Source organism: Cyanobium sp. BA20m-14, assembly GCF_024346295.1.
In genome coordinates this window covers 1-12,732 of the sequence record NZ_JAGQCR010000074.1, presented here as the reverse complement: position 1 = coordinate 12,732, position 12,732 = coordinate 1, and the positions used below count along the sequence as shown (strand labels likewise).

The window sequence follows — 12,732 nt, the reverse complement described above, 5'->3', positions numbered from 1 at the left end:
AGTCCACGGCAGCCCGAACAGCAAACGGGTTATTCAGGCCGGCGACCTGGTGAAGATCGACACCGGTGCCTACTTCGACGGCTATCACGGCGACAGCTGCGTCAGCCTTTGTGTAGGTGAAGGCGCCACCGAGGAGGCCCAGACCCTCTGCCGGGTGGCCCAGGAATCGCTGATGCAAGGGCTGCGCCAGATAAAGGCGGGCAACACCTTGCTCGACATCGCTGGAGCGGTCCAAGACCACGTCGAGGCCCACGGTTTTGCGGTGGTGGAGGACTACACGGGCCATGGAGTAGGTCGCAATCTGCACGAGGAGCCCTCGGTGTTCAACTTCCGCACCCGAGATCTGCCCAACATGAAGCTGCGCCCGGGCATGACCCTGGCGGTGGAGCCGATCCTCAACGCCGGCAGCAAGGCCTGCCGCACCCTCAAGGATCGCTGGACCGTGGTGACCGTTGATGGCAGCTGGTCGGCCCAGTGGGAGCACACCATCGCCGTAACCAGTGACGGTTGCGAAATCCTCACCGACCGCGATTTCTAGGGCTGGCCGGGGCTTGGCCGCGTCAGCAGCTTGAAGTAGCCCCAACGCGCCAGGGTGCTTAGCGGCATCAACACATAGGTGAGGGGGTTTGGGGTCACGATGATCAAACTGAGCCCTAATCGGGCCTGGGCAATTACCTGATTGGCCACGAATCCCGGCCCCATTACCCCGATTGGGTTGAGGCTTGAGCGGAATGGCCCCAGCACCAGCCTGCGGATGCGCAGGGGCCCGCTGGCACCAGAGAGATCCAGGGCACGCAGGCTCACCAAACTGCCTAGCAGCCGTTTGCTCAATTCATAGAGAGGGCTGAGGGCTGGCTGGATCTCCGCCTCCGAGGTGTTGATCCACACCTCGGGCTTGGGCCGCTCTGGGCGGTGGCTTTGTTGCACCACCTCGGCAAACAGCTCCAGCAGCCGCCAGCTGCTAAGGGCATTCACCTCCAGGGCAAGCGCCGTGGCAGAGCGGCTGCGGAGCTGTTGCTGGTTGATGCCGTGGTTCAGCACCAGGATGTCTACCCGCTCCAGTAGCCCACGTAGCTCCTGCTCCTGGCCGCATTGCCAGCAGACCTGCTCTAGGGGAATCGCTGTGCCAGCAGGATCCAGCAGGAGCAGGGGTTCGCTTCTGCTGGTGAGGGCTACCAGCGAGGCGCCCTGCTGGGCTAGCTCCTGGAGCAGGGCCCGACCCAGGCTGCCGCTCGCACCAGTAACCGCGATCCGGCATCCATCAAAATTGGTCATCTGCCTGGCATAAACGGCGGCCGACGCGTCAGCATGGCTGGAAATAGTTGACGTATACGCCGCCTTGATGCCCACTGGCATGTTCCCTGAGACTGTTGCACCCTTAGTGCCCCTATTTGCTCCTTACTGCGGGGGGCTAGGGCGGCTGATGACTTTAGAGAGTGCTTTGGCGATCCTGTTGGCGGGCGATTGGGCCGGTAAGCGCCTGCTGCAGGGGGGGCGTAGCCACATGCTGCGGCTTAGCTGGAGTGGTGAGACGGCACCCCAGGAAATTCTCCACTGCGATTTGACTTTTCCTGATTTACCAGAGGTGAAGTACAGCTTTGACCTGCCCTGCCACCAGTTGGTGCAGTGGTTGATGGATCGGGAGGGGGAGCAGTTGCCGGCGAGTTTCTGGCAGTGGCTGTTGCTGGGTCAGCAGCCCCTTGCTACCGAAGCAGTGGGCAGCGCCGCCTAAATTTCGCTTCAAGACACCCCCAAGCGAGGTTGACCGATGGCCCCCACCTTGCTGATCGGCTCCTGCGAATCCTTCAGTGGCAAATCGGCGGTGGTGCTTGGCATGGCCCGCCAGCTGGCTCGTCAAGGGGTACCGGTGCGTTTTGGCAAGCCCCTAGCCACCAGCCTCGATAGCCCGGTGGATGCTGCCAGCCAGGTGCCTTTGCTGGATGCCGATGTGCGTTTCATCGGCGCCACCCTGGGGCTTCCGGAAGCCAACCTGATTCCCTCCCTGCATGTGCTCGATCCGGCCACGGCAGAGCGGCGGCTGCTGCAGGGTGACTTGGATCCCGGCTCGGGTTTTGAGCAGCTGCGTGAGCAGCTGGCCGCCGCCAGCGACGGGCTAACCCTGCTGGAAGCTGCCGGCAGCCTGCATGAGGGATTGCTTTACGGCCTCAGCCTGGCCCAGCTGGCCCGGGGCTTGGAGGCATCGGTGTTGCTGGTGCATCCCTGGATCGATAGCTGCAGCATCGACCCGCTCCTGGCGGCTCAGGCCGAGTTGGGTGAGCATCTGGCGGGGGTGGTGCTCAATGCAGTCAAGCCGGGGCTTGTGGCCCAGCTGTGCGCCGAAGTGGTACCTGCCCTGGAGCGCCTTGGTTTGCCGGTGCTTGGCGTCATGCCCCAGAGCCCCCTGCTGCGCAGTGTCACGGTGGAGGAGCTGGCCCTGCGTCTCGGTGCCCAGGTGCTGTGCTGCCCGGAACGGCTCGATCTCCTGGTGGAAACCCTCTCGATTGGCGCCATGAACGTCAACTCGGCAATGGAGTTTTTCCGGCGCCGCCGCAACATGGCGGTGGTGACGGGCGCTGATCGCACCGATATTCAGCTGGCAGCCCTGGAGGCCTCAACCCAGTGCCTGATTCTCACGGGCGCTGGAGACCCGCTGCCCCAGCTGCTCAACCGGGCCGAGGAGCTCGAAGTGCCCCTGCTCAAGGTGGAGCACGACACCCTCACTACGGTGGAAGTGATTGAGCAGGCCTTTGGTCATGTGCGTCTGCACGAAGTGGTGAAGGCAAGCTTTGCCTTCCGGCTGGTGGAAGAGCATTGCAATTTCGAGCGCCTGTTTGCTCGGTTGCAGTTGCCCGCGTTAATGAAATAACGCTGCTAGTTTCAAAGGACTGGCAGGTGGCTACTGGTGTCGCGGTCCCTTGATCTTCCGTCGATTGATCGTATCGACACCCTGGCCCAGGAACTGGCGATGCTCCAGGACCGCAGCAAGCGTCGGATTGCAATTTTGGGCAGTCGCCATGTGCCCGTGGTTTCGATCCATCTGGTCGAATTAGTGGCCCGCTCCCTGGCCCAGGAGGGTCACAATCTGATCACCTCTGGATCCCAGGGCGTTAATGCGGCGGTGATTCGCAGCGTGCTGGAGATTGATCCGGCCAGGCTCACCGTGCTTTTGCCCCAGAGTCTTGATCGCCAACCTGGAGAGTCTCGCGATCAATTGGAGCGAGTGCTGCATCTGGTGGAGAAGCCAGAGCACGATGAGCTGCCCCTGCCGATGGCAAGCAGCCTCTGCAACCAAGACATCATCAGTCGTTGCGATCAGCTGATTTGTTACGCCTTCCACGACAGTGAGACCTTGCTAGCCAGCTGCCGGGTCGCGGAGGACATGGGCAAGGTGGTGAGCGTGATGTTCTTCGATTAAATCTGTGGCTTAGGAGCCCAGCAGCGCTTTTAGGCCTTCTACGTAGAGCAAGCCGCTGCAGGTGAGAGCGCCAGCCCAGCAGAGGCCTCGCAGCGGTGGCACGTTGCCTACGTACATGCCGATGTAGGCCAGGCGCAGCAGGGGATGGATCCAGGCCGCGGCGATTGCTACCGGGCTGCTCACACCCGCCACCAGGCACAGCAGGGAAGCGGGCGCGTGCAGGGTGAAGGCCTCAAAGCAGTTTTGGTGGGCCCAGGCCGCCCGCTTGCCCCAGGCCGGCAGCCGCTCAAACATCGCCCGCGGGGCGCCCAGGTCGGCCATTTGGAAATTGGCCTGGGAGCGGGCGGCGCCCAGGGGCACAGTGCTGAATACCACCACACCAGCTGCCAGCAGCAACGACCAGGCGAAAGGGGCGAGGGTGGAGGTCATGAACTGCAGGCGCAATCAGTGCTTGGTCAGGCTGACAGGCCGCCCCTACGATCCGTGAACGCCTCCGACCTCCAAACTGCGCCCCATGGCCGACACCTATTCCTTCGATGTGGTGAGCGATTTCGATCGCCAGGAGCTCGTCAACACAATCGATCAGGTGCGCCGCGACGTGGGCACCCGCTACGACCTCAAGGATTCCAATACCGAAATCGAGGTGGAGGAGGCGAGCCTCACCATCACCACCGCCAGCGACATGACCCTTCAGGCCGTGGAGGACGTGTTGCGCCAGAAGGCAACCAAGCGCAACCTCTCGCTGAAGATTTTTGACTTCCAGAGCCCCGAGCCCGTGGGGGGCAACCGGGTGAAGCAGGTGGTGAAACTGCGCAAAGGTTTGAGCTCTGAGCTGGCCAAGCAGCTGAGCAAAACCGTGCGCGACGAGCTCAAGAAGGTGACCGTTTCGATCCAGGGCGAAAGCCTGCGGATCACCGGCAAAAACAAGGACGACCTGCAGCAGGCGATCAACCTGCTCAAGGCCCAGGACGTGGAAGTGCCTTTGCAGTTTGAGAACTACCGCTGAGCCGGTGCAGCCGGCTTGTTCCGCCCCTGGTTGGCGGTTCTGGGTTGATCGGGGTGGCACCTTCACAGACGTGGTGGGCTGCAGCCAAGCTGGCGAGCTGCTGGTGCGCAAGGTGCTGTCGGTGCAGCCGGAGTGCCCGGGGGACCCGGCCGTGCGTGCCATAGCTGCGCTGCTGAGCATGGAGCCCGGCGTTATGGCCGGCAGCCCCCTGCCGCTGGGATTGGTGCGGGAGGTGAGGCTCGGCACCACCGTTGCCACCAACGCATTGCTGGAGCAGCGCGGCGCCGGGGTGGTGCTGCTGATCAACCGCGGCTTTGCCGACCTGCTCAGCATCGGCGACCTGCACCGCCCCGACCTCTTTGCCCTGGCCATTCAGCGGCCCAGCCCCCTGCGGGTGCGGGTTCTGGAGGTGGAGGGGCGCCTGGACGCGGAGGGATTCGAGCTTGAGGCGCTGCAGTGGGGAGAGGATTTGCAGCAGCTGCTGCGGCAAGCCCAGGCCGACGGCTACAGCAGTTGCGCGGTGGCCCTGCTGCACAGCACCCGCAATCCCAGTCAGGAGCTGCAGCTGGAGCAGTGGCTCGCACCCCTGGGCTTCGAGGCCGTGGTGCTCTCCCATCGGCTCAGTGGCCAGCCAAGGCTCGTGCCCCGCGGCCAGACCGCCCTGGTGGAGGCGGCGGTGGCGCCGGTGCTGGGCCGCTACCTGCGCCAGGTGCAGCTGGCCTTGGGGCCAGCAACTCGGCTGCGGGTGATGCGATCCAGTGGGGCTCTGGCAGCGCCTGAACTGCTGCTGGCCAAAGACACGATCCTCTCGGGGCCGGCCGGAGGCATGGTGGGCGCCGTGGCAGTGGGCAGGAGGGCCCTTGCTGCCGCTGGGCTGCCGTCGCGGCCGATCGTTGGTTTCGACATGGGTGGCACCTCCACCGATGTGTTCCATTTCGATGACCGCTGCGTGTCAAACGCTGGTGGTGATCTGGCCTGGGAGCGCAGCCCTGCCACCGAGATCGCTGGGCTGGAATTGCAAGCTCCGATGTTGCCGATTCACACCGTGGCTGCTGGCGGCGGCTCGGTGCTGCGCTTTGACGGCAGGCGGCTGCAGGTTGGGCCTGTTTCTGCAGGAGCTGATCCAGGTCCGGCGGCTTACCGCCGCGGCGGACCGCTAACCATCACCGATGCCAACGTGTTGCTCGGCCGCCTGCCGCTTGCCGCCCTGCCGGCTGTGTTTGGCCCCAAGGGCGACCAACCCGCTGATGGGGAAGCGGTGCGGCGAGGGTTTGCGGAGCTGGCGCTTGAGATGGCCGCGGTGGCCCCTGGGATCAGCCCGGAGCGGCTGGCGGCAGGTGCCCTGCAGATCGCCATTGAAACGATGGCGGAAGCCCTGCGCCGCATCTCGATCCAACGCGGCCACGACCTGCGCGAGGCCCTGTTGGTGAGCTACGGCGGGGCTGGCGGTCAGCATGCCTGCCGCCTGGCTGAGGTGCTGGCTGTGACGCGGGTGTTGCTCCACCCCTTGGCGGGGGTGCTTTCCGCCTATGGCCTCGGCATGGCCGAGCAGAGGTTGCTGCTGGAATGCTCGCCGCGGTTGCCACTGGGCCCCGCAAGCCTGCCCCTGCTGCGTCAGCGCTCCGCCGAGCTGGAGCAGCAGGGGTTCGCCGACCTGCGCCGGCTGGGGGATTTGGCCGAGGGGGCCACAGGCCGGATTGGGGTGCAGCTGGAGCTGCGGGCCGCCGGCAGTGAGCGGGGGCTGGAGGTGGCGTGGTTGCCCAACGAGCAAGGAGTTGAAGACCTGCAGCGAGCTTTTAGCGCCGCCCATCTGCAGCGCTTCGGCTATCGCCCGGTGGGCGAAGACTGGATCGTGGAGCGGCTGCTGGTGGAGCTGGCTCCCCCGGCGGTGGTTCCAGAACAGGCAGTGCTTCCAGAACAGGCAGTGGCTGAAGCCCCGCTTGCCCCAACCACTCCCCTGTGGCTGGGTGAGGCGGCCGGCTGGCGGCCGGTGCCGCTGTGGCAGCGCTCCCAGCTGCAGCCCCAGCAAAGGCTCGATGGTCCAGCCCTGGTTGTCGATGCGACCACCACCACCGTGCTGGAGCCCGGCTGGCAAGCCCTGGTGCTAGCCGATGGAGCCCTGCTGTTGGAGCGGGAAGGCGCGGCGGCGGCCAGCAGCGGGGTTGACCAGGCTGTTGAACAGGCTGTTGAAGTTGTGGAGCAGGGGCCCGATCCCACCCTGCTTGAGCTCTACAACCACCGCTTTGCAGCCATCGCCGAGCAGATGGGTGGGCGGCTGCAGCAGAGCGCCCGCTCGGTGAACATCCGTGAGCGGCTCGATTTCTCCTGCGCCCTCTTCGATTCTGCGGGTCAGCTGGTAGCCAATGCCCCCCATATCCCGGTGCACCTCGGTTCTATGGGCGACAGCGTGGTCAGCCTGCTTGCCGCCATCGCCCGGGGCGAGCGCCAACCATTGGCTTCTGGCGATGTGGTGTTGTCAAACAATCCCTACAACGGCGGCACCCACCTACCAGACATCACTGCCATTACGCCGGTTTTTGTCCCTGGTTTGGGCGACTCCCAGGCTGGGGCCCCTTTGTTTTTTGTGGCCTGCCGCGGCCACCACGCCGATGTGGGCGGCATCACCCCGGGCTCGATGCCGGCCTTCAGTCGCAGCATCGATGATGAGGGCCTACTACTCGACAACGTGCCCTTTTTGAGTAGTGGCAACTTTGATGAGTCGGTGTGGCGGCAGCGACTAGCTGCAGGTAGCCATCCAGTACGCAACCCCGACCAGTTGCTTGCCGATCTGCAAGCCCAGGCGGCGGCTAATCGGCTGGGTGTTCAGGAGCTGGGGCGCTTGATTGAGCGCCACGGCCTCGACGAGGTGCGGGCCTACATGGCCCATGGGCAAGCCCACGGTGCCGAGGCGGTGGCTCGGGCGCTTGCGCACCTCAGCGACGGGTCTGCCCGGGTGGAGCTCGACCACGGCGCATTCATCCAGGTAGCTGTTCGCATCGACGCTGAGGCTCGCCGGGTTCAGGTTGATTTCAGCGGAACCTCGCCCCAGCACAGCGGCAATCTCAACGCCCCTTTAGCCGTAACCAAGGCTGTGGTGCTCTACGTGTTTCGCTGCCTGGTGGGCGAACAGATCCCCCTCAATGCCGGCTGCTTCGAGCCGATCGAGCTGATTGTGCCGCCCGGCTCCCTGCTGCATCCCAATCCGCCGGCGGCGGTGGTTGCCGGCAATGTGGAAATCTCCCAAGCGGCAGCCAACGCTCTGTTTGCGGCGCTGGGGGTGCAAGCCGCCGCCCAGGGCACGATGAACAACCTCAGCTTTGGTAATGGCCAATGCCAGTACTACGAAACGATCGGTGGGGGCAGCGGTGCTGGCATCCGCCCCGGTGGTGCGGGCTTTGACGGGGCGGCCGCTGTGCAGAGCCACATGACCAACTCCCGTATCACCGACCCGGAAATTTTGGAAACGCGCTTTCCGGTGCGGCTGGAGCGCTTTGGGATCCGGGCCGGATCGGGCGGGGATGGGCGGTTTCGGGGAGGCGCTGGGGCGGTGCGGCAGTTGCGTTTTTTGGCCCCGATGACCGTTGCCCTGATCTCTGGTGCGCGGCGGGTGGCTCCCGCGGGGTTGGCCGGCGGGCTGCCGGGCGCCTGCGGCCGCAACACCTGGATCGGGGTTGATGGCTCGAGCCGGCAGCTCGACGGCTGCTGCGAGCTGGAGCTCCAGCCCGGTGAAGCCCTGCGCATTGAGACCCCCGGAGGTGGGGGCTACGGCGCCCCCAGTAGGCCATGAGCGCTTTTGCCATCAAATGGTTTGTCGCTGGTGACGACGGTGTTTGGTTCACCAGCCCAAAAACCGAGGCGATAGTGGAGGCGATTGGCAACTAAGTTGTTAAGGCTGGCTAGGTGGGGCCGTGAGCAGGTTGATGGCGGAAAACGCCATGCCAATGCCAAACAACATGCCGATCGCCCAGATGCTGTCTGAGGGCCATTCGGCAATCAGCATGCCGCCGAGTACGGCGGTGACGATGCCGTCAATCAGCACCAAGCCACGAGCCGCTCCCTGGCCGGTGGCCGCGGCGGCTAGCTCCATCACGCCCTCGAAAGCAAGCAGGAAGCCGACAAACAACGTCAAGCTCACCTCACTGGCAACTGGGAATGCCAGCACCCAGACGCCGCCGCCCAAATAAAGCAGGCCGGAGAACAGGCGGAAGATTTTTCCTTTGATATCGGCTTCGCCAGTGAGACGAAGTATTTGGGATACCCCGGCAATCACTGATACGGCCCCAACGGCGATGGTGAGCAAGGTGGCCGAGACAAATGGCAGCACCACCGACAGCCCGGCCGCAGCAAACAGCAGGGCTGCGGTGACCCAGCGCAGGGCGGGAGAAGCAGGAACTGTCACCGGTATAAAAGCAATTAGCTTTCAACTTTAATCGCCGCGCCATAAGGTCCCGCTGTCAGGAAATGCTCACGGCTGTTTAGCAACTCATCACAGCTTTCGGCGTTGCTGGTTGGCTCTCTCCAGCGTGGAGATCAATCGTGTTTGGTATGGGCGCCATGCTTGAGCTGCTACCGCCGCTCAACGACCACAACCTCCCTTGGATGGACGCTATCCCGTCCGATCGTTTTGAACTTTCTGATCGCCATGGGGTTGATTACTTTTGTATTTGATCTCATTGCAGATGCAATCCGCAGATTGCGGCTTTTTGAGGTTAGCTTTTGGAAACTCCTATTTGCCACAGATGCCATCTTTGTGGCGAGCATGTTTCGCATCTCGCGGCAGTTTCATCAACCAGGACTGGCTATTGTGAGTGTCTTGCTGATCAGTCGTTACACCCTGCAGTCTGAACAGCAGAAGGTCAGGTAGTGGTTGTCGGCTGTACCAGTCCCACCTCCACATTCAGGTGCTGATTCGGACGACCGGTGATCAGCATCGAGGCCCGCTGACGGGTGGCAATCGCCCACAACCACTTGGTGAGCAGGGTCAGCCGATTTTCATTGGCGGGCATGAACATCAAGTGGGCCAGGCCCCAGAGGATCCAGCCCGGCAGGCCACTCACCTTGAGGCCGCGGAGGTCGGCGACGGCGTGCAGCGGACCAAGTACCGCCATGGTGCCGAAATCGGTGAACTGGAAGGCTTTGTGGGCTCGGGCTTGAATTTTGGCCACTATGTCGGCCGCCACCCAGCCGCCCATTTGCACTGCGGGCCCGGCCATGCCCGCCAGGGGTTTGCTATCGCTTGTGTGGCTGTAGGAGCAGAGGTCGCCGATGACGCGGATCTCTGGATGGCCTGGAATCGAGAAGTCGGGCTCCACCACCACCCTTCCGCCCCGGTCGACGGTGCAACCGCTGGCATCGGCCAGCACCTGGCCCAGATGGGAGGCCTTCACGCCGGCGGTCCAGCAGATGGTGGCGGCTTCCAGGGTGCGGGCACCTTCGCTGGTGTTAACAACCACTTTCTCCGCCTCAATTGTCTGAACCCGTCCCCCTAGCAGTAGCTCTACCCCTGCGGACTGCAGATAGCTGCCGGCGGCGGCCGAGAGGCTCGGATCCATCGCCCGCAGCACCCGGTCGCCCGGGTCCACCAGGGTCACCTTGCACTGGCGGGGATCGAGCTGCTTGAAGTCGCGGCCGAGGGCATGGGCCATCAGCTCCATCAGGGAGCCGGAGAGTTCGCAACCCGAAGGTCCGCCACCCACGACGACGACCGATTGCAGAAAGGCCCGCCGCACCGGATCGGGGGTCTGTTCGGCCTCCTCAAGGGCTAGCAGTACCCGCCGGCGGATCTCATCGGCGTGCTCGAGAATCTTCATCGGTGGTGCGGCTTCGCGCCATTCGTCGTGGCCGAAGTAACTGCTACCGGAGCCGGCCGCCAGGATCAGGTGGTCGTAGGCCAGCTGCCGGTCGTTGAACACGATCTGCTTCGCCTGGGTGTCGATCTCTTCCACTTCACCCAATAAGACCTGCACGTTGGCTGCCTGCCCCACCAGCTGCCGCAGGGGTGAGGCCACATCCCCCTCCGCAACCAGCCCTGTCGCTACCTGATACAGCAGGGGTTGGAACAGGCTGAAGTTGCGTTTATCGATCAGGGTGACGCGCACCGGCTTGCCAATCAGGGCATGGCAGGCCTTGAGTCCGGCGAAGCCCCCGCCAACCACCACCACGTGGGGCAGGCTTTTGAGACTGCTATCTGGTGGATCGAGCTCAAGGAAGAAGCGTTCGCGGGCCATTGCTGCCTTGACACTCGCCTCAACGTATCGAGCTCGCCATGGTTTGGCCTGCTAGTAGTAGCTCTGGTTACTGAGTCAGTCATGTCTGTTGCGTCTATCCAGGCCTTTGTGGCCCGCGTTGCTGGTGATGCCGCCCTCCGCGACAAGCTGCATGCCGCTTCCGGGGTAGACGACATCGTGGCCATTGCAGCTGAGCATGGACATGCAATTGATAAGACAGTGCTGCTGCGCGAGCACGCCAAGGCGTTGAGCAGCGCCAAGGACCATGAGCTAGCGGCAATCAACAGCTGGGGCGATGCCCTAATGCATTGCTTTGGAGCTACCGAGAACGATTGAGCTGCAGCTGCTCAGTTCGCCCCCAGATAGGAAGCCTGGAGGCTGTTGTCGGCCAGGAGTTGTTCTGCGCTGCCGCCGGTGCTGATGCTGCCCGCCTCCAGCACTAGGCCACGATCGGCAATGGTCAGGGCGGCCTGGGCGTTTTGCTCTACAAGCAGAATGGTGAGCCCGTCTCGGTGCAGCTGGGACAGAGCGGCCATCACCTCGGCTACGAGCCGGGGCGCTAATCCCAGACTCGGCTCATCCAGCATCAACAGGGTGGGCCTGGCCATCAGGGAGCGGCTGATGGCCAGCATCTGCTGCTCTCCTCCGGAGAGGGAGCCGGCCAGCTGGCTGCGGCGCTCGGCCAGGCGGGGAAATAGGGCGTAGCAGCGCTCTAGATCTGTGGTGATAGCGGCTTTGTCCCGGCGCAACCAGGCGCCCAGGGCCAGGTTGTCGGCTACCGACTGGCGGCTGAGCACGCGCCGGCCCTCCGGGCAGTGGCTGATGCCCAACTTCACGGTGCGCTCGGTGCGCAGGCGATTGATCAAGCCGCCATGCCAGAGGATCTCGCCGCTGGCGGGGTGAATCAGGCCGGAGATGGCCCGCAGGGTGGTGCTTTTACCGGCGCCATTGGCACCCAGCAGGGTCACCAACTCGCCAGCTTGCACCGTCAGATTGATGCCATGCAGGGCCGTGATGCTGCCGTAGCGCACCACCAGGTTGCGAAGCTCGAGCAGGGGCGCTTGGGGGCCGTTCATGTGCCACCGCCCAGATAGGCCTCGATTACCGCCGGGTCGCGCCGCACCTGGTCGGGGCTGCCCAGGGCGATGCGTTGGCCGAAGTTGAGCACCGCCAGCCGGTCGCACAGGCCCAACATCAAGGGCACATGGTGCTCAATGATCAGCACCGTCAGCTTGAACTGGTCACGGATGCGCCGAATCAGCTCCCGCAGCTCATCTTTCTCTGAGGGGTTCATGCCAGCGGCCGGCTCATCGAGCAGCAGTAGCTGGGGACGGCTGGCCAGGGCCCGGGCCATCTCCAGCCGGCGCCGGTCTCCATAGGAGAGGCTGGCGGCATCTTGGTGGGCAGTGGCTTTCAGTTGAAATAGGTCAAGCAGCGCTAGAGCCTGTTGCTGCAGCTGGGATTCGCGGCGGCGAAAGGACTGGGTTTGCAGCAGGGCTGCGAGGGGCTGCTGACGGGCGTGCTGATGCATTCCCACGAGCACATTTTCAAGGCAGCTCATGCTGCTGAATAGCCGCAGATTCTGGAAGGTGCGAGCGATGCCGAGGCGGGCAATGCGGTGGCTGCTGAGGCCAGCAAGGCTTGCCCCCCGCCAGCGCACGGTGCCGCTGCTGGGGGCGGTGAGGCCAGAAATCACGTTGAAAAGGGTGGTCTTGCCGGCACCGTTGGGGCCGAGCAGGCCAAAAATCTCGCCCTGCTTCACCTCAAGATCGACAGCCTGCAAGGCCCGCAGGCCACCAAAGCGCACCCCCACATCCTCAAGCTGGAGCAGGGTCATTGCTTTACCCCCTGCGCTGCTGCCGTGGGGATGCCTCGTATTCGCGGCTTGAACGACTTGAACAGCTCCGGGGTGATCACTCCCTGGGGAAAGAACAGGGGACCCACCAGGATCACGGCGCCAAACACGATTAGGCGCAGGTCGCCGACCGGGCGCAGCAGTTCTGGTAGGGCGGTGAGCAGCAGGCCGCCAAACACCGGCCCCAGCCAGGTGCGCGAGCCGCCGAATACCACGAAAGCCAGGGTGG

The 12,732-nt window shown here is 64.0% G+C and carries 13 protein-coding genes and 2 pseudogenes; 8 read left to right on the top strand and 7 right to left on the bottom strand.

What is annotated here, in order from left to right; genetic code table 11:
* A partial coding sequence (gene map / locus KBZ07_RS08730) for a type I methionyl aminopeptidase (RefSeq protein ID WP_254931244.1) occupies positions 1–538 on the top strand: 538 nt, incomplete at its 5' end.
* Here the strand turns inward: map and KBZ07_RS08725 are convergent.
* A complete protein-coding gene (locus KBZ07_RS08725; RefSeq protein ID WP_254931243.1) occupies positions 535–1,275 on the bottom strand; it encodes an NAD-dependent epimerase/dehydratase family protein in 741 nt (246 codons plus the stop codon). The two genes, map and KBZ07_RS08725, sit on opposite strands and share 4 nt — an antisense overlap.
* 67 nt (positions 1,276–1,342) lie before the next feature.
* On the opposite strand from KBZ07_RS08725, the gene ebsA reads away from it, so the two are divergent.
* Genes ebsA through KBZ07_RS08710 form a run of 3 tightly spaced genes read left to right on the top strand, consistent with a single transcriptional unit; the run spans position 1,343 to position 3,415 of the window.
* Positions 1,343–1,732 (top strand): type IV pilus biogenesis protein EbsA, encoded by a 390-nt coding sequence (ebsA, locus tag KBZ07_RS08720; RefSeq protein WP_396123982.1) that lies wholly within the window; start codon positions 1,343–1,345, stop codon positions 1,730–1,732.
* Positions 1,733–1,768: 36 nt separating this feature from the next.
* The gene (locus tag KBZ07_RS08715) at positions 1,769–2,866 is read left to right on the top strand and encodes a phosphotransacetylase family protein (protein ID WP_254931241.1); all 1,098 of its coding nucleotides are present in this window, start codon (positions 1,769–1,771) and stop codon (positions 2,864–2,866) included.
* A 36-nt stretch (positions 2,867–2,902) separates the two neighbouring features.
* Positions 2,903–3,415, top strand: coding sequence for a DNA-protecting protein DprA (locus tag KBZ07_RS08710; RefSeq protein ID WP_254931240.1), 513 nt, complete (start codon positions 2,903–2,905; stop codon positions 3,413–3,415).
* 9 nt (positions 3,416–3,424) lie between these two features.
* Here the strand turns inward: KBZ07_RS08710 and KBZ07_RS08705 are convergent, their stop codons facing one another.
* Positions 3,425–3,844 (bottom strand): MAPEG family protein, encoded by a 420-nt coding sequence (locus tag KBZ07_RS08705; protein WP_254931239.1) that lies wholly within the window; start codon positions 3,842–3,844, stop codon positions 3,425–3,427.
* An 85-nt stretch (positions 3,845–3,929) separates the two neighbouring features.
* Here KBZ07_RS08705 and KBZ07_RS08700 point away from each other — a divergent pair, with 85 nt between their 5' ends.
* Positions 3,930–4,421: a YajQ family cyclic di-GMP-binding protein gene (locus KBZ07_RS08700; protein ID WP_106502775.1), complete on the top strand. Its 492-nt coding sequence runs from the start codon at positions 3,930–3,932 to the stop codon at positions 4,419–4,421.
* Between the two features lie 4 nt (positions 4,422–4,425).
* Positions 4,426–8,208, top strand: a complete 3,783-nt coding sequence (locus KBZ07_RS08695; protein WP_254931238.1) for a hydantoinase B/oxoprolinase family protein — start codon at positions 4,426–4,428, stop codon at positions 8,206–8,208.
* Between the two features lie 99 nt (positions 8,209–8,307).
* Here the strand turns inward: KBZ07_RS08695 and KBZ07_RS08690 are convergent, their stop codons facing one another.
* Positions 8,308–8,820, bottom strand: a complete 513-nt coding sequence (locus KBZ07_RS08690) for an HdeD family acid-resistance protein (protein ID WP_254931237.1) — start codon at positions 8,818–8,820, stop codon at positions 8,308–8,310.
* A 155-nt stretch (positions 8,821–8,975) separates the two neighbouring features.
* Here KBZ07_RS08690 and KBZ07_RS16450 point away from each other — a divergent pair.
* Positions 8,976–9,186, top strand: a pseudogene (locus tag KBZ07_RS16450) (DUF2231 domain-containing protein); the annotation flags it as partial.
* A 91-nt stretch (positions 9,187–9,277) separates the two neighbouring features.
* Here the strand turns inward: KBZ07_RS16450 and KBZ07_RS08680 are convergent.
* Positions 9,278–10,648 carry an NAD(P)/FAD-dependent oxidoreductase gene (locus KBZ07_RS08680; RefSeq protein ID WP_254931236.1) on the bottom strand — a complete coding sequence of 457 codons (1,371 nt, stop codon included), beginning with the start codon at positions 10,646–10,648 and terminating at the stop codon, positions 9,278–9,280.
* Positions 10,649–10,729: 81 nt separating this feature from the next.
* Between KBZ07_RS08680 and KBZ07_RS08675 the strand changes: the two genes are divergently transcribed.
* Complete coding sequence (locus KBZ07_RS08675; RefSeq protein ID WP_254931235.1) at positions 10,730–10,984, top strand: Nif11-like leader peptide family natural product precursor; 255 nt, start codon at positions 10,730–10,732, stop codon at positions 10,982–10,984.
* Positions 10,985–10,995: 11 nt separating this feature from the next.
* Here the strand turns inward: KBZ07_RS08675 and KBZ07_RS08670 are convergent, their stop codons facing one another.
* The 3 genes and pseudogenes from KBZ07_RS08670 to KBZ07_RS08660 all read right to left on the bottom strand — a co-directional run.
* Positions 10,996–11,724, bottom strand: a complete 729-nt coding sequence (locus KBZ07_RS08670; protein WP_254931234.1) for an ABC transporter ATP-binding protein — start codon at positions 11,722–11,724, stop codon at positions 10,996–10,998.
* Positions 11,721–12,485, bottom strand: coding sequence for an ABC transporter ATP-binding protein (locus KBZ07_RS08665; RefSeq protein ID WP_254931233.1), 765 nt, complete (start codon positions 12,483–12,485; stop codon positions 11,721–11,723). The genes KBZ07_RS08670 and KBZ07_RS08665 overlap by 4 nt, the downstream gene beginning before the upstream one ends.
* Positions 12,482–12,732: pseudogene (locus KBZ07_RS08660) on the bottom strand (branched-chain amino acid ABC transporter permease); the annotation flags it as partial. The pseudogene KBZ07_RS08660 and the gene KBZ07_RS08665, both read right to left, overlap by 4 nt.